Origin of the sequence: Bradyrhizobium shewense, assembly GCF_900094605.1 — a bacterium.
Lineage (GTDB): Bacteria > Pseudomonadota > Alphaproteobacteria > Rhizobiales > Xanthobacteraceae > Bradyrhizobium > Bradyrhizobium shewense.
Genome location: NZ_FMAI01000019.1, coordinates 1 through 21,284 on the forward strand (window position 1 = coordinate 1; position 21,284 = coordinate 21,284).

Annotated in this window: 21 protein-coding genes, 1 tRNA gene and 1 pseudogene; 13 read left to right on the top strand and 10 right to left on the bottom strand. The window is 63.3% G+C overall.

Features of this window, described 5'->3' with window-relative positions; genetic code table 11:
• Nucleotides 1-345: Hpt domain-containing protein (locus tag GA0061098_RS29605; protein WP_208610697.1), on the bottom strand; the 345-nt coding region annotated here is incomplete at its 3' end.
• Between the two features lie 426 nt (nucleotides 346-771).
• Complete coding sequence (locus GA0061098_RS29610) at nucleotides 772-1,209, bottom strand: response regulator (RefSeq protein WP_245323691.1); 438 nt, start codon at nucleotides 1,207-1,209, stop codon at nucleotides 772-774.
• Nucleotides 1,210-1,669: 460 nt separating this feature from the next.
• Here GA0061098_RS29610 and GA0061098_RS29615 point away from each other — a divergent pair, with 460 nt between their 5' ends.
• From GA0061098_RS29615 to GA0061098_RS29630, 4 genes are all read left to right on the top strand, one after another.
• Complete coding sequence (locus GA0061098_RS29615; protein ID WP_091964884.1) at nucleotides 1,670-2,380, top strand: Crp/Fnr family transcriptional regulator; 711 nt, start codon at nucleotides 1,670-1,672, stop codon at nucleotides 2,378-2,380.
• 189 nt (nucleotides 2,381-2,569) lie between these two features.
• A complete protein-coding gene (locus GA0061098_RS29620; RefSeq protein ID WP_208610698.1) occupies nucleotides 2,570-3,268 on the top strand; it encodes a Crp/Fnr family transcriptional regulator in 699 nt (232 codons plus the stop codon).
• A 156-nt stretch (nucleotides 3,269-3,424) separates the two neighbouring features.
• Nucleotides 3,425-3,802 carry an Hpt domain-containing protein gene (locus GA0061098_RS29625; RefSeq protein ID WP_165637685.1) on the top strand — a complete coding sequence of 126 codons (378 nt, stop codon included), beginning with the start codon at nucleotides 3,425-3,427 and terminating at the stop codon, nucleotides 3,800-3,802.
• 98 nt (nucleotides 3,803-3,900) lie between these two features.
• Nucleotides 3,901-4,149, top strand: coding sequence for a hypothetical protein (locus GA0061098_RS29630; RefSeq protein ID WP_038949373.1), 249 nt, complete (start codon nucleotides 3,901-3,903; stop codon nucleotides 4,147-4,149).
• 82 nt (nucleotides 4,150-4,231) lie between these two features.
• Here the strand turns inward: GA0061098_RS29630 and GA0061098_RS29635 are convergent, their stop codons facing one another.
• On the bottom strand, nucleotides 4,232-4,855 hold the full coding sequence (locus GA0061098_RS29635; RefSeq protein WP_091964890.1) for a helix-turn-helix domain-containing protein: 624 nt from the start codon (nucleotides 4,853-4,855) through the stop codon (nucleotides 4,232-4,234).
• 337 nt (nucleotides 4,856-5,192) lie between these two features.
• Here GA0061098_RS29635 and GA0061098_RS29640 point away from each other — a divergent pair, with 337 nt between their 5' ends.
• Nucleotides 5,193-6,356, top strand: coding sequence for a hypothetical protein (locus tag GA0061098_RS29640; RefSeq protein WP_091964892.1), 1,164 nt, complete (start codon nucleotides 5,193-5,195; stop codon nucleotides 6,354-6,356).
• 743 nt (nucleotides 6,357-7,099) lie between these two features.
• Nucleotides 7,100-8,314, top strand: coding sequence for an EAL domain-containing response regulator (locus GA0061098_RS29645; RefSeq protein ID WP_091964894.1), 1,215 nt, complete (start codon nucleotides 7,100-7,102; stop codon nucleotides 8,312-8,314).
• 10 nt (nucleotides 8,315-8,324) lie between these two features.
• Here the strand turns inward: GA0061098_RS29645 and GA0061098_RS29650 are convergent, their stop codons facing one another.
• Nucleotides 8,325-9,185, bottom strand: a complete 861-nt coding sequence (locus GA0061098_RS29650) for a DMT family transporter (protein ID WP_091964896.1) — start codon at nucleotides 9,183-9,185, stop codon at nucleotides 8,325-8,327.
• Between the two features lie 163 nt (nucleotides 9,186-9,348).
• Between GA0061098_RS29650 and GA0061098_RS29655 the strand changes: the two genes are divergently transcribed.
• The gene (locus tag GA0061098_RS29655) at nucleotides 9,349-10,716 is read left to right on the top strand and encodes an aminotransferase-like domain-containing protein (RefSeq protein ID WP_430649281.1); all 1,368 of its coding nucleotides are present in this window, start codon (nucleotides 9,349-9,351) and stop codon (nucleotides 10,714-10,716) included.
• Here the strand turns inward: GA0061098_RS29655 and GA0061098_RS29660 are convergent.
• The 5 genes and pseudogenes from GA0061098_RS29660 to GA0061098_RS29680 all read right to left on the bottom strand — a co-directional run.
• Nucleotides 10,713-11,210: pseudogene (locus GA0061098_RS29660) on the bottom strand (GDYXXLXY domain-containing protein); the annotation flags it as partial. The gene GA0061098_RS29655 and the pseudogene GA0061098_RS29660 sit on opposite strands and share 4 nt — an antisense overlap.
• A gap of 656 nt (nucleotides 11,211-11,866) precedes the next feature.
• Nucleotides 11,867-12,451, bottom strand: coding sequence for a DNA methyltransferase (locus GA0061098_RS29665; protein ID WP_091964900.1), 585 nt, complete (start codon nucleotides 12,449-12,451; stop codon nucleotides 11,867-11,869).
• Between the two features lie 315 nt (nucleotides 12,452-12,766).
• Nucleotides 12,767-12,856, bottom strand: a tRNA-Ser gene (locus tag GA0061098_RS29670).
• A 529-nt stretch (nucleotides 12,857-13,385) separates the two neighbouring features.
• Nucleotides 13,386-14,540 carry an ROK family protein gene (locus tag GA0061098_RS29675; protein ID WP_091964902.1) on the bottom strand — a complete coding sequence of 385 codons (1,155 nt, stop codon included), beginning with the start codon at nucleotides 14,538-14,540 and terminating at the stop codon, nucleotides 13,386-13,388.
• Between the two features lie 64 nt (nucleotides 14,541-14,604).
• Complete coding sequence (locus GA0061098_RS29680) at nucleotides 14,605-14,886, bottom strand: hypothetical protein (RefSeq protein WP_091964904.1); 282 nt, start codon at nucleotides 14,884-14,886, stop codon at nucleotides 14,605-14,607.
• On the opposite strand from GA0061098_RS29680, the gene rplU reads away from it, so the two are divergent.
• The 3 genes from rplU to GA0061098_RS29695 all read left to right on the top strand — a co-directional run bounded on the left by rplU (nucleotide 14,873) and on the right by GA0061098_RS29695 (nucleotide 16,379).
• Nucleotides 14,873-15,259, top strand: coding sequence for a 50S ribosomal protein L21 (gene rplU, locus GA0061098_RS29685; RefSeq protein ID WP_028139187.1), 387 nt, complete (start codon nucleotides 14,873-14,875; stop codon nucleotides 15,257-15,259). The genes GA0061098_RS29680 and rplU overlap by 14 nt on opposite strands.
• Before the next feature lie 103 nt (nucleotides 15,260-15,362).
• Nucleotides 15,363-15,632, top strand: coding sequence for a 50S ribosomal protein L27 (rpmA, locus tag GA0061098_RS29690; RefSeq protein WP_008137923.1), 270 nt, complete (start codon nucleotides 15,363-15,365; stop codon nucleotides 15,630-15,632).
• A 153-nt stretch (nucleotides 15,633-15,785) separates the two neighbouring features.
• On the top strand, nucleotides 15,786-16,379 hold the full coding sequence (locus tag GA0061098_RS29695; RefSeq protein ID WP_165637686.1) for a GNAT family N-acetyltransferase: 594 nt from the start codon (nucleotides 15,786-15,788) through the stop codon (nucleotides 16,377-16,379).
• A 208-nt stretch (nucleotides 16,380-16,587) separates the two neighbouring features.
• Here GA0061098_RS29695 and GA0061098_RS29700 read toward each other — a convergent pair whose 3' ends face one another.
• On the bottom strand, nucleotides 16,588-17,502 hold the full coding sequence (locus GA0061098_RS29700) for a DMT family transporter (RefSeq protein ID WP_091964908.1): 915 nt from the start codon (nucleotides 17,500-17,502) through the stop codon (nucleotides 16,588-16,590).
• 209 nt (nucleotides 17,503-17,711) lie between these two features.
• Between GA0061098_RS29700 and GA0061098_RS29705 the strand changes: the two genes are divergently transcribed.
• From GA0061098_RS29705 to GA0061098_RS29715, 3 genes are all read left to right on the top strand, one after another.
• Nucleotides 17,712-18,194: a MaoC family dehydratase gene (locus GA0061098_RS29705; RefSeq protein ID WP_091964909.1), complete on the top strand. Its 483-nt coding sequence runs from the start codon at nucleotides 17,712-17,714 to the stop codon at nucleotides 18,192-18,194.
• Nucleotides 18,195-18,279: 85 nt separating this feature from the next.
• Nucleotides 18,280-19,320: a GTPase ObgE gene (gene obgE / locus GA0061098_RS29710; RefSeq protein ID WP_091964911.1), complete on the top strand. Its 1,041-nt coding sequence runs from the start codon at nucleotides 18,280-18,282 to the stop codon at nucleotides 19,318-19,320.
• Nucleotides 19,321-19,549: 229 nt separating this feature from the next.
• On the top strand, nucleotides 19,550-21,184 hold the full coding sequence (locus GA0061098_RS29715) for an alkaline phosphatase family protein (protein ID WP_091964913.1): 1,635 nt from the start codon (nucleotides 19,550-19,552) through the stop codon (nucleotides 21,182-21,184).
• Nucleotides 21,185-21,284 lie beyond the last annotated feature (100 nt).

Here is a 21,284-nt window from a genome sequence, read left to right on the forward strand (position 1 = left end):
GATGAGGTCGCGGTCGGTCCCCTCCGGCTCGGCTTCGGTGGCTTCGAGGCCTGCGAGGATTTCCTTGATGCGGTCGATCGAGGACAGGATCACCGTCACCGCCTGCCCGGTCACCGGCATGCCGTCACGGAATTTGCCCATCAACGTCTCGCCGGCATGCGCCAGCGCTTCAAGCCGCGGCAATCCGAGGAAGCCGCAGGTGCCCTTGATGGTGTGGACCAGGCGGAAGATGTTATCCAGGATCTTGGCGTTGTTCGGCTCCTGTTCGAACTTCACCAACTGGTTGTCGACGGTGTCCAGGCTCTCGCTGGTCTCCGTCAAAAACTCCCGCAACAGATCATCCATGAGCTACGCCTTACTGACCTGACCCTGGACTTCGGCGCCTGCGCCACCTTTGGCACGGACGGAAGCCCTATGCTCGATCGTTAGACATCCCTTTTCACAGTCCCGTTAATTTCATCCTCCGTCCTAATACGGATATTGAAGAGAAGTTTGCGGTTCGCCCGCATGCGGCTGCGCTTTGCGGCAAAACCGGCTCCGCGCCGCAACTGCGGAGACGCGTGAGGTAAACGGGCCGATAACAGCGGGCGAAGTGCGGCGGAAAATCCTGCTCGTGAAGGACGATAGGGGCGGCCTGCGGGACATCGAACCGCGCCGTCCGCAACCGGAAGCGCAGTCGCGCCCCTCGGCTCGCGTTGGCGGCGCGATCTGCGTGGTCCGCAGATGCGGTAAACGAACGGTTACCCTGTGGCCATGGCGGCCCGCGCCGCGCTAACCCAATCGCGCGGCCGAGGCGATGTCGCCGTCGGGACGATGCTCCGCCAGGCAATCGTTGATGGCGGCGAGCAGCGCGTGCGGCGTGAACGGCTTGCGCAGACAGCGTGCTGCACCGAGCTCGAGCGCCATCCGGAGGAAATCGGGTGCAGGCGAATTCAGATTTGCAAGGGCGTAGCCGGACATCGCGATCAGCGGAATGACCGGCGCCCGCTCGTGAAAGAGCCGGATCGATTCGAACCCGCGCATGTGCGGCATGAAGATATCGATGATCATCAGATCGAATTGCTGGTGTTCGAGCGCGCGCAGTCCGGCTTCACCTCCTTCGGCAATCGTTACCCGAAAATTGTTGCGCTGGAGATAGACCTCGATGGCCATGCAGACCATCGGGTCGTCGTCGACAACGAGAATATGGCGCAGACCTTCCGTCCCCATTTGAGCTTCCCGTTTTGGCGATTCAATAATTGAACCGTGGGGCACGCCGTTCTCCTTTGCTTTCAGTCGAAAAATGGATGGTCGCGAATGTCATTGGCGGCGCGGGGGAAGATGAACGCGAAATCCGCGGCCACGCGACGCCAGGTTTCAAGGCAATATTGGATGGCTGTAAATGCTGGTCCAACGGACGAGACTGCACGGGTCGACCGGCGTCTGATCGCAGCGCGGATGCAATGCTTCTGCAGCTTTTTCCTGCGCAACCCCTCCAGGACCAGCGCACAGGCTCATGAGCGAATCAGCGCGCCATTCTTATTTCCGCCGCAAATGCCGCAGCCTGTCTGCCCTCTAACGGGTATATGGACAGCGCCACAACCTTTACAATATGTTTTTGTCACCGCGCAACTGGATGACGAACGGGCTTTACACCGATCGTACATCGAACACGCCGGATTGACCTTCGATGATTGCGAGCGGCCGCCCGTCCAACCAATTGCTGCAAATGCTCGACGCGGCAGATCTCGATCTGCTGCGTCCGCATCTTGCGACAGTCGAAATGGTCAGGAAATCTGTCCTGGGCGAGGCGGGTGCTGCGCTGAGATACGTCTACTTCCCGCATAGCGGATCCGTTTCGATCACGGTGGGCCTGTCCGAGGGACAGATGATCGAGGTGGCGATGCTGGGCCGCGACAGTGTCGTCGGTGGCGGCGCTGCGCTTGCCGGCGGCATCGCGCCGACGGACGCGGTCGTGCTGTTCCCAGGGACTGCTTCCGTGCTGGAAATCGCAGCTTTCCGTACGGTCGCTGCCGCAAGCGCGCCGTTTCGCCAGCTGATGGTCCGTCATGAGCAAGCCTTGCTCGCGCATGCGCAGCAGTCGCTGCTCTGCAATACGCTACACCCGGTCGAGGCGCGGCTCGCGCGCTGGCTCCTGCGTGCCCGCGATCTCTCGGACAGTGAAATCCTGCCGCTGACCCAGGAGGCGCTGGCGCAGATGTTGGGCGTACGGCGCAATGCCGTCTCGTTGGTCGCGCATGCGCTGCAGCGGGCCGGCATCATTCACTACAGCCGTGGCCAGATTGAAATCCTCAATCTACGGGCGCTCGAGACGACGTCTTGCGACTGCTATTCGGCCGTGAAAGCCCACCACCTCCGCTTGGTCGGAACCGTACCGTGACGACAGCTCGGTGCAATCAACCTGTATGCCGGCGTGCACGCAGCGTGGCAGGACCGCTGCCGTGGTCGGACAACTTGTCCCAATTGCCAATATATCCCGACGTGAACATGATGGAACTTACGCGTGCTGGGCGTGATTTCGTCTATCGCGATTCGATGGCGCGGGAACGGGAGGCAGCTTTTGGAAACGATGGTGCGCTCAACCAACGGCTTCCTGTCCGCACTGTCGGCAGACGACTATGAATCGATCCGCCCGCACCTGCGAACAGTCGACCTGCCCCATGAGGCGGTACTGGTCGAGACCGGTGAGACGCTGACGCGCGCGTATTTTCCCCACCGCGGCGTCATCTCGCTGGTGGTGAAGCTCGCCAAGGGCGAGCATGTGCAAGTCGCCATGATCGGCCGAGACAGCCTGCTCGGGACGCTCTCGACCATGGGCGATGCGTCCGCGCTGAACACCGCCATCGTGCTGGTTCCGGGCGTCGCGTCGGTGATGGATCTCGACCGGCTGCGGATCGCCGCCGACCAGAGCAGCACCCTGCGCACGTTGCTGACGCGCCACGGGCTCGCGGTCTACGCCCAGGTCCAGCAGACGGCAGGCTGCAATGCCGCCCATCCCGTGGAGTCGCGGCTGTCGCGCTGCCTGTTGCACACGCATGACCTCTCGGGCGACTACCGGCTGCTGCTGACCCAGGAGGCCATGGCGCAGATGATCGGGGCACGGCGCAACAGCGTGTCGCTGGTCGCCAACACCCTGCAACAGGCCAATTTCATCCATTACAGCCGCGGGCACATCCAGATCACCAACCTCGACGGCCTGCGCCAGACGGCGTGCGAATGCTACGCCACCGTGAAGGCCCAGTACGACCGGCTGCTCGGCGCGCACTGACCGCCGCACGCCCATGGTAAACTGCCTGCTAATGCCGGCCTTCAAACACCTAGTGTCCTGCTACCGGAACTGAAATTCGAATGCCGTAGACACGGGGCAGCCCTCGCGCCGGGACGTGCCGCGCGACAAATGACCCGTGATCAAGGCAGCAGGCCCATGTTTGAAGTCACCGTCGCGCCCGCGCAGAAGGCGCTCGATGCCGAGCCTGCGCGCGAGCCGCGCGCTTACGAAGCACTGGTGCGCGAGATCGGAGAGGACGGTGCCTGCGAAGTGCGCGATGTATTCTGGAGCGAGACCTCCGCGCGTCTGCAATTGTTCCGCACGCTCTCGCTGGCGCAGCACCACGCCAGGATCGCGCGCGAAGCGCATTCGCTGAAGAGCGCGGCCGGGACGTTCGGCTATGTCAGGCTCGCGGCGCTGGCGCTGCGACTGGAGAAGTCCGCAGAGAGGCTCGGCGATGGCGAATTCCGCGATCTCCTCGACCTGATGGACGCCGCCTATGCCGCCGCGCGCGCACAGGAGCCGCAGGGCTAGTCCAGACCGCGCGAAACCCGCCGTACTTCTACGGCTTGGGATTTTTAGAGATGGCTAATCATAGGTGGCGATAGTCGCCGGAAACCAGGAGGGTTTCCATGTTCACCTACGAGACCGCGGACCAGAAAGAGGTTCGCCGCTTCCGTATTGCACAGTTCAACGGCCGCATGGCGACGGTGAGGGCTGGCGAGTCCACGGTGACCGGCTTCGTGCGTTCGGTGCTGGAGCATGAATCGAGCATGCCGCCCCGCTGGACCATCACGATCATCCCGAACGGACCGAAGGAAGAGATCAAGCCGCTGCGTCCCGTCTCGCGCGCGCGTCCCTTCGCCGAAGATTATTTCTGAGCGCGATCGGGTTTTTAAGACGTCCCGGGAGATCTCTCGGGGCCTTGTCCGCATCGCCCGCCGGCGATGCAACACACCAGCCTCAGTCGATCGAGTGCAGCAGCGCCGCGCGGACGAGATCCGCGGTGTTGCGCGCACCGAGCTTGCGCATAGCCTCGGCGCGATGGCTCTCGAACGTGCGCGGGCTGATCTGCATTCGAAGCGCACCCTGCTTGTTCGAATAACCTTCGCTGATCAGGCTCAGCACCTCGCGCTCGCGCTTGGTCAGCCGCTTCTGACCCGACAGGCTGAGGAGTTCGGCGCTCGGCACGCGCTGGGCCTGCTGGGCGCGGACGGCCTTCGATTCCGCGTCCTCGGCGCTGGACGGGATCGACAAGCCCCCCTTGTGGGGACCGGCAAGCTGCTTGACCAGGCCGCAAACGCGCTCGGTTTGTGCCAGCGCGTTCTCGACCACCCGCTGCAAATAGGCGCGGTCGCCGGTCACAGGCGCGAGTTGGTCGCTGTGATGCTTGATCTCGCCCATGTAGAGCAGCAGCGCAGTCAGGGGGCCGTTGAGTTCGCGGGCGATGGCAGCGGCCATTTCGTCGGCGGCCTTGGCCCGGGCGGCGCTCAGGCGGACGAAATCGAGCTCTTCAGTTGGAGCAGCGCTGCTTTCGTACCATTCCGACGGCCGCGAATCGGTGGCCGTATCATTCTGTGACCCCATGTCACTCGTTTAGCGGAACCGGGGGCGGTCTGTGATTAACTTTTTGCTCCGTAAGACTACGGTGATTTTGTCGGTTTTGCGTTTAAGTGGTGGCGCCGGCACAATTTGTGCTTGCGTTTGGCGGCGCCGGCCCACGCCAGGGTTGAGTTTTTCGCCAAAAACTTGGGCAGACAGGCGAAATCGTCCTTAACCGCTGCCTTCGCTCCGACGCCTCCCCCCGGTTTTTACGGATTAATTAACGGCGACTTGCTTCTCTGAGGGGAAGTTGAGAGCGCGCAAATGCCTCCACGCATTGGGCCCGCACGCCCGCGGGAAACGCTGCGAAAGATTGCGTGCCATGAACGAGATCGATCGGCTGTCGGAATTCCTGCAGAGGCTAACGCCTCTGTCGCGCAGCTGTCTGCTCAGCGAACTCGAACGGCTCGAGCTGTGCGGCATCGACATGCCCGGCTCGTCCGACATCCAATCGCGCTTGCGCGCCGAGTTTCGCAAGGACGGATCGACCCAGGCGCGCGCCACCAGCCCGTCGCGCTATTTCTTCGCGCCGCTCGAACTGCTCCTGATCGACGGCGCGCCCGAGCACGCCAATATGGGGCGGATCTCGCGCAACACCCTCACCCCGATCTGGGAGTGGATCTGCCGCGACCTGCTGCCGACCATGGCACGCGACTACATCAAGGCGATCAACGACCAGGTCGCCGCCAACAACCCGAAGGAAGTCCTGAAGGTCGCCTCGACCTTCCAGACCAAGGTCGTCAAAGTGCTCGAGAGCACCTTCGCATCAGTGGAGAGCACCGAATTCGCGCGCGGCAAGCTCGCGCAATACACCGCCTCACGCACCGCCTTCGACGACGTCAGGAAGATGCAGCACGTGCTGCGTGCGGGCGATGCGCTGCCGAAGTTCAACGAAAAGCTGCCTGAGAAGATCGCGAAATTCGACGACGGCCGGGTTGCCCAGATCACCGCGCAGCTCGACGCCTTCAAGAAGTCTCATCCCGATGCGCTGCCCTTCGCGCTGGCGCTGGTGGCGAGGCGCCTGACGATGCCCTGGCAATTGGCGCGTCTCGCCACCAAGGCCGCTGCGAGCAAGAGCGTCACCGATGTCGCCGCGACGCCCTATGCCTGCGTCATTCCCATGGTGCTCGACCGGCTCGACGACAAGCGCCTCGCGCTTCGGATCGCACTCCGGCACAATCGGGTGCTGGTCGCCCGCGACCTGCTCGCCGAGATCTACGACACCGAATATGCACTCAAGGTGCGCATCGACGGCATCGAGGGTTGTGAATGGGGAATTCGGCTCCAGCAATTGATGGATGCGATCGCGGCGCTGGTGTCCGCCGAGGTGAGCCGCTTCCCGTCCAATGTCGGCCACATTCTCGGCTCGCGCCGGCTGCGCAGCCACGACACGCTCGGCGGCAAGCTGACCTACCTGGCCTGGAAGGGCCGTGACGTGGTGCAGGACGGCGCGGCGGCGTTTCGCAAATTGATCGGGCAGACCTGATATCGCGCGAACCGCTGCACGCTTTTCCGGATCATGCTCTATTGCGCACGCGGCAGGCACAGGAAGCGATCGAGAAATCGCCCTGACATCACGACCCTGAACCACCAATACATCATTCGCCGCATCGTCATTGTCGTAATCCTCGACAGCCCACCACCGGCTGTGCCGAGCAATAGCGCAGGTGCAGCAATGCACGTGTGATGTGTTTCACATTTGCAGCCGCGGGCCGGGACGCGGTGTCGCAGAACCGTCACGAGCGAAAGCGAAACTTGCGCGCATCGCGCGAAGGCGAATCCTTCGAACGTCGCCGTCGCTCGCTCCCGATGCACCGCAAAGTCATCGGGGAGAGCTACCACCGCAACGCAGCCCTCCCACCGCGGACGATGCGGTCCTGTTCACCGTCTTCGTCGCGCACGAGCGGGCGCACACCCCGAAGAAACGCCGGAAATTAATCTGCGCTGGTCGCGTCGTTGCTTCGAAAGGACACACATCTTCATCGCTCACCTAGATCCACCGGCGAGCAGGGCGCAGCTTTCATCGCGCGAGAGACATTTCGCGTGCGCTGGCAGTCCTTGCGCGCGTGGTGCTCGGGTATGCGAACTCTTTGCGAAGAGTCTGTCGACAAATTAGCTCGAATTGCAGGGTTTAACGTTACTCAAATAATTCAAGAACGATGTGAAGCTCTCCTTATTTGAACCCACGCTCGGCGTTTAAGAAACCGTCACGGAACGGGAGTGGTGTTGATGAACGATGGGATGGTTGAACTCGTCGGACGAAGGCCTGTGACCTTCGGACGACGAAAGGTAACGCCGCGCGCCTGCGTGGCCGATAGCAAGCGGCATCTGCGCGCCTTCCTCAGCGAGGTGCTGGAGGACCTCGGCTTCGTCACCAGCGAATGCGCCAGTTCGGACGAGCTGCAAACCGTGCTCGCCACCGAATTGCCGGACCTGATCCTGCTCGGCGTCGCCGCCGACGGCATCGAGCCGGGGAGATTCCTCGAAATATTGGTGCGCGAGGCATTTGCCGGCAAGGTTCTCGCCGTCGGCGCCCGCGAGTCGATCATCGTCAAGGCCGTGCGGCAGGTCGGGGAGGAATATGGCCTTGCCATGCTGCCGCCGCTGACCACGCCCTTTGCGGCGGAAACGCTGCGCGAGCGCATCGCCATGCTGCTGCCGGAAGAGCCGGCGCCCAGTCCCGCCGTGCATGTCGGCGAGGCCCTGCATGCCGGCTGGCTCGAGCTCTGGTACCAGCCCAAGATCGACGCGCGCACGCTGATCCGCTGCGGTGCCGAGGCGCTGGTGCGGATGCGGCATCCGACCTGGGGCGTGGTGCCGCCGGCTTACTTCATTCCCGAAGAGCGAGATCCGCATCTGCGTGACCTCTCCGAATTCGTGATCGAGCGCGCGATACGGGACTGGCACTATCTGCTGGAGCAGCAGACCCCGGTCGATCTCTCGATCAACCTGCCCGCGTCTTATCTGAAGGAGCCGCAGGCGGTGCGCGATCTCTGCCGTCGCGTGCCGACGCATCCGGCCTTCGGCGGACTGACGGTCGAGATCGACAGCGAGGAGGCGATCCGCGATCTCGATCACCTGACCGAGGTCGCGCGCGAGGTCGGGCTACACAATATCGGCCTGTCGATCGACAATCTCGGCGCCAACTGGCCGGCGCTGATGGAGCGGGACAAAGTTCCCTTCGTGAAGCTGAAGGCCGACCGGCAATTCGTCACCGGCAGCGGCAGTGACCGGTTGAAGCGCACGGTGTGCCGTCACATCGTCGAGCTCGCGCAGGGCTTTGGCGCGCGTAGCGTGGCCCAGGGGGTCGAAAGCCGCGCCGACCTCGTCGCCGCCAACGAGCTCGGCTTCGATCTCGTGCAGGGCTTCCTGTTCGGCAAGCCGATGCCGCTGAAGAAGTTTGCAAAGGGCGCGCTGACGAAGACGGTGATGGGGCAGGCGTGAGGCACAAGCCTCACGCAAACCGGCGCGCGAAGAACACGCAGGCGACCACGAGCGCGGTCGCGACGATCATGCTCCAGGCGACGGGCTCGTGCAGCAGCACGCCGGCGAGCGTGAGACCGAAGAACGGCTGGAGCTGCTGCAACTGGCCGACACGCGCGATGCCGCCGATCGCAAGGCCGCGGTACCAGAAGATGAAGCCGACGAACATGCTGAAAATCGAGACGTAAGCGAGCCCGATCCAGGCGGGCACGCTGACGCCGCTCCAGCTCGCCGGCCAGGACAGAACCGCGACCGGCACCATCAGCGGCAGCGCGAGCAGGAGCGTCCAGGAGATCACCTGCCAGCCGCCAAGCCGGCGCGACAATGCGGCACCTTCGGCATAGCCGAGGCCGCACAGCACGATCGCGGCCACCATCAAGAGATCGCCGGTGAGCGAGGCCGAACCGCCGTTCGACAAGGCAAAGCCGGCTACCGTGGCGCTGCCGAGGATCGCGAACAGCCAGAACAAGGATTGCGGCCGCTCGCCGCCACGCAGCACGGCGAAGACCGCGGTCGAGAGCGGCAACAAGCCGATGAAGACAATCGAACGGGCCGAGGTGATGTGCTGGAGCGCGAGCGCCGTCAGCAGCGGGAAGCCGACCACGACGCCGATGGCGACGATGGTGAGAGAGGCGAGATCCGCTCGCTGCGGCCGGGCCTGCCGCAGCACGCCGAGCACGGCCACACCGATCAGCGCCGCGATGACCGCGCGGGCCGATGTCAGGAACAGCGCGGAGAAGCCGCCGACCGCGACGCGCGTCGCCGGCAGCGAGCCGCTGAAGATGATGACGCCGAGCAGGCCGTTGCCCCAGCCGCTCCCCGCAGATTGCATGTCCGTTCCGCCTTTCGAGTATCGCGATACTCGGCCGTCGGCGGTGGCACGGCCAGTCACAATCCAGTACAATCCGGCAAATCTGTATTGGTATGGAAGGTGATACACCTTGGACATCGGAGCGCCATCGAAGGGACGCGGCGGCACGCGGACGATTGATGTGATGAGCGCGATCCGCGCCAAGATCGCCGGCCGCGCGCTCAGTGCCGGCGACCGCCTGCCATCGGTCCGCAGCCTGGCCGCCACGATGGGTGTGTCGCCGTCGACCGTCGTCGAAGCCTATGATCGCCTCGCGGCCGAAGGCCTGATCCGCGCCCGTCGCGGCTCCGGATTCTATGTCTCGCCGACCATCATGCCGCCGCTTGCGTTGGCCGAAGCCGGGCCGCGGCGCGACCGGGAGGTCGATCCGTTCTGGGTCTCCAGGCAATCGCTCGATGCCGACGCCGCGGTGCCGAAGCCCGGCTGCGGCTGGCTGCCGGCGGAGTGGATGCCGGAAGCTGCCTTGCGCCGCGCCGTCCGTGCCCTTGCGCGGACCGATGCGGATCTCTTGACGGACTATGGCAGCACGCGCGGCGGATTGGCGCTGCGCCGGCTGCTGCTCGCGCGCCTCGCCGAGGATTCGATTCCTGCGTCCGTCGATCAGCTCATGCTGACGGGCTCGGGCACGCAAGGCGCCGACCTCGTCTGCCGCTTCCTGCTCCGTCCCGGCGACACGGTGCTGGTCGACGATCCCTGCTATTTCAATTTCCGCGCGCTGCTGCGGGCGCATCAGGCCAGGATCATCGGCGTGCCCTACACGCCGTCGGGCCCTGATGTCACCCGCTTCGAGCAGATCCTCGGCGCCGAACGGCCCCGGCTCTACATCACCAATTCAGCGCTGCACAATCCGACCGGCGCGACGATGTCGCTCGCGACCGCGCACCGGCTGCTGACCGCGGCCGCAGCGCACGACCTCACCATCATCGAGGACGACATTTTCGGCGATTTCGAGCCGGAGCGCTCGCCGCGCCTGGCCGCGCTCGACGGGCTCACCCGCGTGATCCGCATCGGCAGCTTCTCCAAGACGCTGTCGGCCTCAGTGCGTTGCGGCTATATCGCCGCGCGGGCCGACTGGATCGAGCATCTCGTCGACCTCCAGGTTGCAACCAGCTTTGGCGGCCCGAGCCCGGCCGCGACCGAGATCATCACAAAGGTGCTGGCCGGCGGCAGCTATCGCAAGCACATGGACGAGCTCAGGCAAAAGCTCACGCGCACGCGCCGCGACGTCGCGCGAAAACTTCAGGCGTTGGGGCTGGAGCCATGGCTGATGCCGCGCGGCGGATTCTTCCTCTGGTGCCGGCTCACGGGCGGACAGGACGCCGCGCAGGTCGCGCGCGCCGCGCTGGAGCAGGATGTCGTGCTCGCGCCGGGCAACGTGTTCAGCGTGTCGCAGACTTCACAGCACTTCATGCGCTTCAACGTGGCGCAGATGCACGATCCCCGCGTGTGGGACGTGCTGCGGCGGGCGCTGAAGGCACCGGCCGCGCTTTAATACAACGGCTCCTCATAGACCGGCTCGCCGTCGAGCAGCAGCCGCTTGATGGCGGCGCGGCCTGAGGGGAGCACGGCGGCGACGACCCGGATTTTTTGCTGGTTGCGGGCCTGCTCGAGCTTCTTGCCCTCGCCTTCGGGGACGAAGTAGCTTTCGAGGCCGTATTTGATCGGCAGATTGTCGCAGAAGGTGTGCCGGCCCGAGCCGCAGGCGCCACCGTAATTGGCGACGCGGCCGCGGATCAGCACGTCGGGAGCCGTGACCGGCACGGGCTCGGCGTGCACCGAGACCGCCGCGTAAAGGCCGTTGGCATTGGGCGCGAGCTTGACGAACACGATCGGATTACGCGCGTCGGCCGGCTTGCCGGCGAGCGCGCCGGCCGGCACTTGCGAGATGTCGTAGCGGAGCACGACATAGTCGCCGCGCAGGAGATCGCGCGGATCGACCGGCTGCGTCTGCAGAGTTAGGCGCCGCGCCCCGCTCCGCAACAGGCGGTCCGTTTCTTCCTCACGGCCATCGAGCACCACAAAATCTTCAGCTCCATTGTTCGGAGCATCGCTCGCCATGCATTCGCTTACGATAAGGCGCCATGCCGGAAACGCGGCCTTCGGGCAGATGACGAGCAAATGCTCGTTCTCACGTGCCACGAGAAGATGAAGAGCGAAGGCTACCGTTGTTTTTCCAGCACCTGGGACGGAAAAGTTCGCTCCGTGCGAAAGCGAGGCCAAGTGGGCAATATCTCTAAGCTGGAAAGACTTCAGTTTGCGCTTCGTGAAGCCTTTCTCGATAAGCCTTCTTTCAATTTCCTCAGGCGTGATTTCGAGTACAAGTTGGTTCCTCTTTTGCCTGGCTTCCTTCAATTCTCGAACGAAGGTTGCCACCCGGGCAACAGCCTCACCTGTCGGCCGAAACCGAAAATTTAACGACTGTTGGACCGAACGCCCCCCGAACTCTCGGATCGCTTCAAGCACCCGAGGCCACGGCATATCGGCCGTGCTCCCCATAAACTTAACATCACTAGCTGAGGAGAAGTGCGCGCGGAGCCTCTCCCAAATCGGGGAGTCGACATCCGGACCGGTCCGACTGATGCGCCCGCTCACGCGCACCGGATCGAACTCAATGAGCAATTCAGCTAGGTCGTTGCCTGGCATCAACCGCCGCCGGATTCGAGGTCGGTGAGCTTGGCTTTGAGTTTACCAGCGAGGGATTCGATCGCCTCTAGCTGTTTTCTGATTCCAACATAAGTGCCGACGCCAGCTCTCGTGAGATCAACCGAAACCAACTTTGAATTGGCTTCCGACAGAGCCTTCAAGGCGGCCTCACTATCCTTTTGTCCTTTTGCGACCTCGATAGAGGTGAGGCTTGCTTCGATCAACGATTCAACAGCGTCTTTAGTGAACCACAAAATGGTTTCGTGGCGTCCAGACAGTCTTTTTTGGCAATGCAACCCATGCCCGAATGTCCAAACAATTCTGTTTCTGAGTTTCAGACCGTGATCTTTGAACTTTGGGTAGAGAAGGATATCGAGAGGAAAGACCTCGCCCTCCTCAATGCCGTTTCCGACTTGCCAGCAAATCGAACCGCGGGGATGGAGCAGGCGAACTGCCTCGGCGATCGTCGCGGCTTGTTGTTCGATGTAGATCTCGTTTGTCGTCCGCTTTTCATACTCCTTTCCGATGTTGTAGGGCGGTGACGTGATGATCAGGTGGATGCTCTCGTTGGGAAGCTTACGCATAAACGTAAGGTTGTCTGCACACTCGATGGTAATCTCAGGATTGGCTCGCGGGCGGAGTGGGACGACATTCGTTGCCCGCGCTGCATTTGAACTTCGCACTGTTAAGCTCCCCGAAAGCGCCGAATCGGCGCCCTATCCCAACTTGCGTACTTAGCGCACCTCGCAATTGAGCTCTACTCGCCCTGATGCGAAGCCACCCTCCCAGTGGCTTAGGCGAGGCACATGCGTCATAGTACTGGCGCGGGAACTAAATCGTTCCGAGCGGTGCGCAAGCGTAGACTTACTTTACGGGGAATTTCTCAAAACTACAACCAATGGCGGAGAGGGAGGGATTCGAACCCCCGATAGGCTTGCACCTATGCCGCATTTCGAGTGCGGTGCATTCAACCACTCTGCCACCTCTCCTGAAGGCGCCATGGTAGGAGCAGGGCCCCTGTGGTTGGGGGCGTTAATAGGCGAGGATGGCGGGCCAGACAAGGCGCGCGCGGCGAAAATCAGACCGGTTTTCGGAGCTGGCGAGGCGCTGTGACGGCGAAGATGCCGCTCGCGGCGGATTTCAGGGGCGGTTTGAAGGATTTGCGAGAGATGCCGCTCCCCCGAAGGTGGCGTCCGCAAGGACTGAAGGGGGCTGGAGCGGTCCGAATCACCGATCGGAAAAACGGGGTGGGACCGCCAGACGCGGTAAACACTGGCGGTCCCTTGCCGCTCATTGCAATACTGGCTGGGAAGGGCGGCTTCGCCGGCCAGGTGAGGCGACGATTCGACCCTAGCGTGCGGCCTCGGCGCCGCAACGCAATCCGGTCCTTAACCTAACCAGTCAAGGTTACTCTGGAGCCCGCTTCCGTTCCGATGACATCGGAACGGGGCTCCAGTTTCCTCGTTTTGCGCGTTTTCTTGACGCGAACCGGTGTCCACTTCGCTTGAAAACGCGCAGCTAGTCGCTTTTGGCGCTGTCCTTGTTGTTTTGCTTGTTGTTTTCCTTGGCCTTTTTCTTGCCGTTCTCCGTAGTGTCCCGGTCCTTGGCGCTCTCCTTGCGGCGGTTGGTGAAGCGGGCATTGCCGAGGCCTGTGCCGATGGTGAGCACGCCCCAGCGCTCGACGTCCTGCATGAACGGCACCTCGGAGAGGCCCTGAACCACGCCGTCATTGTGCATCAGGATCGCGGTGTCGTGCTCGCCGATCTCGGGGATGCCCTCGATCAGGCTCGCCGGCAGGTTGAACTTGCTGCTCTCCCAATTGCCCGGCAGGTTCTGCGCACCCTTCTCGATCGAGCCGTCGGCATTGATCACGCCGGGACAGGCGATGCCGATGAAAGGCGCGAGCTTGAAGCCTTCGTTCTCGGCTTCCGTGATCAGCCCCTTCAGCATCTTGGTGAGCCGCTTGACCGCACCTTCGCGCGTCGGCTCGTCGTCGGCATGGCGCCACAGCTCGGATTTCACGACCTTGGCCTTCGACAGATCCTTGGCCTTTTTCCAGTTGGTCTCGACCAGGCCGCAGCGGATATTGGTGCCGCCGATGTCGACGGCCAAAATGCTGTCATGGGCCTCGAAGATCCAGGACGGCGCCAGATGCAGCGCGCCGACCAGGCCGGCCTCGTCGGGGTGATGGCGGATCGGCATCATGTCGATCTTGAAGTCCTCGGATTTGAGGATGATCTCGGTGCGCGCGATCGCGAGCTCGCCCAGCCGGGAATCGCGGAAGCCGCCGCCGACCACGATGCGCTCGGTCTTGGCCCAGGCCTTGGTCTTGAGGAAACGGCGGGTGACATAGGCGAGCTCCTGGGCGAAATCCTCGATCGCGCTGTGCACCACCGCGGAGGCCTCGACGTCGTCGCCAACGAGAATGTCATCCAGCGTCTTCTTGCTGATGTTCTCAGACGGCTCCTTGCCGAACGGGTCCTCGCCGCTCTTGCGCAGCGGCTTGCGCCAGCGATCGAGGATCTCGCGGAACGCGCCCTTGCTGGCGCGATCACCGAGAAAGCCGTCCTCGTCCTTCATCTCGATGTTGAAACTGTCGATCTCCACCGACGGCAGCCGCTCCGCGCCGTGATGGGCGATGCCCGTCGCCTTGACCAGTTCGTCCGTTGCCATGGTAAGCCCTTGCCCGCATGTCGATTTGCGAGGACAACGGCAAGGGAACCCGTTGGTTGCAATGCTATCCCGCAGATTCGACCAGACACCGGAAGAGGTCCAAGGCCTTCAAATCCGGGCCTTTTTCCGCGGTTTTCCTTGACTTGCGGCGGATGGCGGCTATAACTCCCCCAACCGGCGCGGGGCGTTTCTCGCGCCGCTTGTTTTTGCGTGGGTTTTCAAAGGGATAACTCCCGCCCGCACAAAACTCGCATAAACCCATAGCGACTGACAAAAAGCCGACCCCGACGATATCCGTCGCGAGGCCGGGATTGAACACGGAGAAAAAAACGATGTTCGCAGTCATCAAAACCGGCGGCAAGCAATACCGCGTCGTGCCGGATGATGTTCTCGAAGTAGGCAAGATCGAAGGCGAAGTCGGCTCGATCATTCAGCTGAATGAAGTTCTGGTGGTCGGCGGCGACACGCCGGTGCTGGGTATTCCGACGGTCGCAGGTGCGTCCGTTGCGGTCGAGGTGCTAGACCACAAGCGCGGCCCCAAGGTCATCGCGTTCAAGAAGCGCCGCCGCAAGAATTCGCGCCGCAAGCGCGGCTATCGCGACGAGATCACGGTGCTCCGCATCTCCGAGATCCTGACGGATGGCGCCAAGCCCACCAAGGGCCCGCGCCCGAAGCGGGAGAAGGTGGCGAAGGAGCCGGCAGCGGAAGCCGCCGAGTAACGCAAAATCGATCACGCCAATTCACGAATTGATGCGTGAAAAATTTTGAAATGATTCCGTCAAGGAATTGATCTAGAAATACGCAGGATTTCGGAGACGAGCCATGGCTCACAAAAAAGCAGGCGGTTCATCGCGCAACGGTCGCGATTCCAAGGGTAAGCGCCTCGGCATCAAGGCGTTCGGCGGGGAAGTTGTGATTCCCGGCAACATCATTGCGCGTCAGCGCGGCACCACCTGGCACCCGGGCCTTAATGTCGGCATGGGCACGGACCACACTCTGTTCGCCAAGATCGAGGGTCGCGTCACGTTCCAGGCCAAAGCCAACGGCCGCACCTTCGTATCGGTGCTCCCGCTCGCAGAGGCGGCTGAATAGACGGTGGATCAAATTGGAGTCCGCCGGTCCTACCAAACCGGCGGAGTCCAGAGATCGCAAGAGATCGAAGGCTCCAAGGGGGAGGCGGGAAACCGGCCTCCCCTTTTCTTTTGACTTGCTCACTTTGACTTAGTGACTTTCACGGAGCCGGACATGTTGCAGGATTTCTCGAGCGCGACCTTGGCTGAGGCGAGACCTGGTGTCGTCGCCACCGAACGGCTGACCTTGCGGCGGCCGACCCTCGCCGATGTCAGAACCATCGCCCAGCTCGCCAATGACCGCCGCGTCGCCGAAAACACTCGCCGCCTCCCACACCCCTATTCGCAGGACGACGCCGTCGCCTTCGTCCGCGCCACCGCCGCGCTCGGCAGCGAGACCGTGTTCCTGATCGAGCACGATACCGGGCCGGTCGGCATGGTCGGCATCGACTGCTCCACGCCCGACAATGCCGAGCTCGGCTATTGGCTCGGCGTCGAGCACTGGGGCCAGGGCTTTGCCACCGAGGCCGCGCGCGGCGCGATCGACTTCTTCTTCGAGGAGTTCGAGGACGAGCACCTCTATGCCGGCGCGCGCGTCACCAATCCGGCCTCGCGCAACGTGCTGGAGAAGTGCGGCTTCCAGTGGAGCGGCGTGCAGCTGCACCGCTTCCTCGCGCTGGGCTCGTCCACGCCGGTCGACTGCTTCCGCCTGTCGCGCGGCGTGTGGGCGTCGTTGAAGAGCTGGAGCAGTGCGCGGCGGATGAGGTAGGGGCGAAGGCGCCGCGACAATCTCCGCTGTCGTCCCCGCGAAGGCGGGGACCCATAACCACAGGGAGGAGTGTGGGGCAACACTCCCACTCCGAGTCTTCGCAAAACGACTTCCTGTGGGTATCGCGACGAGCGCAAGCGCTCGCGCGGAGGTCCCGGATCTGCGCGCGCCTGAGGCGCGCTTGTCCGGGACGACAGCGTGGCCTTGGCTACACTGGTGGATTTACCTCGGCACTCTCGCGCCCCAGATCGCGCTCGCGCAGATAAATATAGAACCCCGCCCCGATGATGATCGCGGCACCGACGAGCGTGGCCATTGACGGGACGTCGCCGAACACGACGAAGCCGAAGATCACGGCCCAGACGATCATCGAATATTGGTAGGGCACCACGACGCTGGCCGGCGCCAGCTTGAGCGAGCGATTGACGCAGAACAGCGCGGTGACCGAGACGCATCCCGCCAGCGCGAAGATCACGAGGCTGCCCGGCGTCGGCGGCACCCAATGAAACGCCGACAGCACCGCGCCCAGCGAAAACGTGCCGACGAATTGCGAGGATGCCATCACGATGTCGGGCGTCTTGCGCAGGCTGCGCGTGATCAGCATCAAGGTCGCAAACGACAGGCTGCCGCCGAGCGCGATCAGCGCCGGCAGGCTGACGGTCTGCGCCGACGGCCGCAGCGCGATCAGCACGCCGCAGAAACCGATCAGGATCGCCGTCCAGCGCCGCCAGCCGACCTTCTCGCCTAGGAAGATCGCCGACATCGCGGTGACGAAGATGGGACCGGCGAGATAATAGGTGATGACGTCGGCGAGCGGCAGATAGACGGTGGCGAGGAAGAAGGCGGCGACCTCGAGCGTCGACAGCACGACGCGAAACAGCTGCAGCCGGGGCCGCTCGAGGCGGACGAAATCGTGACGCTGCCGCCAGATCAGCGGTGCGAGCAGCAGCAGCGCCGCGCAGGCGCGCAGGAACAAGAGCTGCCCCACCGAATAAGTCCCGACCAGGAACTTGCCCATGGCATCGCCGAACGAGAACATGAAGATCGACAGCACCATCAGTCCGATGCCGGCGAGGCGCGCGGAGCGATCGTCATAGGCGGAGAGGTTCTTGAACAGGGGCATTGCAGCGAGTCTGAGTGAGGGATTCGTCTTTGCGAGCGCAGCGAAGCAATGACGGCGGAGAGAGCGTCAGGAATCGGCAGGTAGTGTCGCTTGCGGTCGTTTTAATGACGTGGCCGCGCCGGACAAGCCCGCATCCGCCGAATTGAACGGATTGTCGCACTCTTCGCGTCGCGGTAGCGATAGGCCGACAACGAACAGAGAGCAGGGACATGACCGACTTCGACCCCTCCCAGCATCGCATGATCCCCACGCAACGCTGGTTTGAGGATTTCGTCATCGGCGAACGCTTCGTGCTGCCGAGCCGGACCCAGACCCCGGCGATATTCGCCGCGTTCCAGACCGCGAGCGGCGACACCCATCCCGTGCACTATGACGTGGAATATTGCCGCAGCCGCGGCATGCCGCATCTGCTCGCCCACGGCTTCCAGACGCTGATCCACACCGCGCCCGGCGCCGGCCTGTTTCCATTCCTGGTCGAGGACTCCCTGGTCGGCTTCCTCGAGCAATCGAGCCGGTTCCTCAAACCCGTGTTTGCCGATGACACCATCTACCCCGCGCTCGAGGTCACCGAGCTGGTGCCGGGCCGCACCACCGGCGCGGTGACGCTTCGCAGCACCGTGTTCAACCAGCGCAAGGAGCTGGTGCTGGAGGGGATGCAGAAATTCCTGATCCGGCGCCGGCCGGATGGTTAAGCAAGGGGCGAAATCGCGAGAAATTCGGCCGATTTGCGGGTCTATCCGGGTTGCCGGAGGGGGCCGGCTGGCCTACCTATGGCCCATGAAATTCCTCGACGAAGCAAAGGTCTATATCCGCTCCGGTGATGGCGGGAACGGCTGCGTGGCGTTCCGCCGCGAGAAGTTCATCGAATTCGGCGGTCCCTCCGGCGGCAATGGCGGCCGCGGCGGCAACGTCATCATCGAGGTCGCCGATGGCCTCAACACGCTGATCGACTACCGCTACCAGCAGCACTTCAAGGCCCAGAAGGGCGAGAACGGCTCAGGTTCGGACCGCCACGGCGCCAACGGCAAGAACATCGTGCTGAAGGTGCCGATGGGCACGCAGATCTTCGACGAGGACCGCGAGACGCTGATCCACGACTTCACCAAGGTCGGCGAAAAGTTCGTGCTGGCCGAGGGCGGCAATGGCGGCTTCGGCAACGCGCATTTCAAGACGTCGACCAACCGCGCGCCGCGCAACGCCAATCCCGGCCAGACCGGCGAAGAGCGCTGGATCTGGCTGCGGCTGAAGCTCATCGCGGACGCCGGCCTCGTCGGCATGCCCAATGCCGGCAAGTCGACCCTCCTGTCCAAGGTCAGCGCGGCGCGGCCCAAGATCGCCGACTATCCCTTCACCACGCTGCATCCGCAGCTCGGCGTCGTGAATGCTGACGGCCGCGAATTCGTGCTCGCCGACATTCCCGGCCTGATCGAGGGCGCGCATGAAGGCACCGGTCTCGGCGATCGCTTCCTCGGCCATGTCGAGCGCTGCCGCGTGCTGCTGCATCTGATCGACGCGACCTGCGAGCATGCCGGCAAGGCCTACAAGACGGTGCGCAAGGAGCTCGACGCCTATGGCGGGCTCTTGACCGACAAGATCGAGATCGTCGCGCTGAACAAGATCGACGCGGTCGAGCCGGACGAATTGAAGAAGCAGAAGGACCGGCTGAAGCGCGCCGCCAAGAAGACGCCGCTGCTGCTGTCCGGTGTCACCGGCGACGGCGTCAAGGAAGCGCTGCGTGCGCTGGTCGAGGTGATCGGCGAGGCCCCGGTCTCGGCCAAGGCCAAGAGCGCGGCCGAAGCGGAGCCGTGGTCGGCGTAAACCTTTTCGTCGTCCCTGCGAACGCAGGGACCCATACCGCGTGATCTCTTGATGCGGATGGTCGTAGTACTGAACTTCTAATCTTCGCCAAACTCCTCCCTGTGATTATGGGTCCCTGCTTTCGCAGGGACGACAGTGGAGGATGGGGCTACGCGTACGCGCATCACCGGCTTGTCTTCGCCCCTCCGATAGCGCAGCATCGAGCAATCAAGAAAATGCGGGATGACGCATGGCGCGCGCGAAGAATGTTCTCTGGATCATGTGCGACCAGCTTCGCTATGATTATCTCGGCTGCACCGGTCATCCCACGCTGAAGACGCCGAACATCGACGCGATGGCCAAGCGCGGCGTGCTGTTCAGCAAGGCCTATGTGCAATCGCCGATCTGCGGCCCGTCGCGGATGTCGTTCTACACCGGCCGCTACATGCGCTCGCACGGCTCGCACTGGAACGGCTGGCCGCTGCGCGTCGGCGAGCCGACGCTCGGCGATCACCTCAAAAAGATCGGCGTGCGCAACGTGCTGGTCGGCAAGACCCACATGGCGCCCGATCTCGAAGGCATGAAGGCGCTTGGGATCCCGCCGGAATCGATGATTGGCGTGCACGTCGCCGAGTGCGGCTTCGAACCGTATGAGCGCGACGACGGCCTGCATCCGACCGGCCGGCCTCGGCCGAAATACGACGATTATCTGCGCAAGCAGGGTTTTGAAGCCAGCAATCCCTGGGAGCATTGGGCCAATTCGGGCGCGGCCGAGGACGGCTCGTTGCAGAACGGCTGGCTGCTGGTGCATGCCGACAAGGCCGCGCGCGTGCCGGATGAGCATTCCGAAACGCCCTACATGACGCGGCGCGCGATGGACTTCATCGGAGAGGCGGAGACCGACGGCCGGCCGTGGTGCCTGCATCTGTCCTACATCAAGCCGCACTGGCCCTATATCGCGCCAGAGCCCTATGCCAGCATGTATTCGACCGATGACATGATCCCGGTGATCCGCTCGGAGCGCGAGCGGCAAAATCCGCATCCGGTGTTCGGCGCCTATATGGACATGCGTTACTCCCGCAACATGGCGCGCGACGATGCCCGCGAGAAGGTGATCCCGACCTATATGGGCCTGATCACCCAGATCGACGACCAGATGGGCGTGCTGATGAAATTTCTCGAGGAACGCGGCCTGCTGGAAACCACCATGATCGTGTTCACCTCCGATCACGGCGATTATCTCGGCGATCACTGGATGGGCGAGAAGGACCTGTTCCACGAGCAGTCGGCGAAGATTCCGCTGATCGTCATCGACCCCTCGAAGGAAGCCGACGCCACGCGCGGCACCCGCAGCGAGGCGCTGGTGGAGGGAATCGACCTCGCGCCGACCTTCGTCGATTATTTCGGCGGCAAGGTGCCGGGCCATATCCTCGAAGGGCGTTCGCTGCTGCCGTTGCTGCGCGGGCCGACACCGCCGGACTGGCGCAAGGTCGCCTTCTCCGAATACGACTACGCCATGCAGGACGTGCGGCTGAAGCTGAACCAGCCGATCGAGCGCTGCCGCCTGTTCATGGTGTTCGACGGCCGCTGGAAATACATCCACGCCTCCAGCTTCCGCCCGATGCTGTATGACCTCGAGACCGATCCGGAAGAGTTTGTGGATCGCGGTGACGATCCGGAATGCGCCGGCATCATCGCGCGGTTGCAAGCCGAGCTGTTCGACTGGGCGCTGCATCCGAACGACCACATCACCACGCCGCGCGAGAAGATCGCGGCCTATGCGGATAACCAGCTCCAGGTGAAGAACGGCGTTTTGATCGGCATCTGGGACGAAGCCGAGCTTGCCGCGATCAAGGACGGAATAGCGCAGCGCGCGAAGATGTGAGTGAGCGGAGCGCAGCTCTCTCAACGCGTCATGCCCGGGCTTGACCCGGGTATCCACGTCTTACGTCGGTCGCGGTAGCACGTGGATGGCCGGGTCAAGC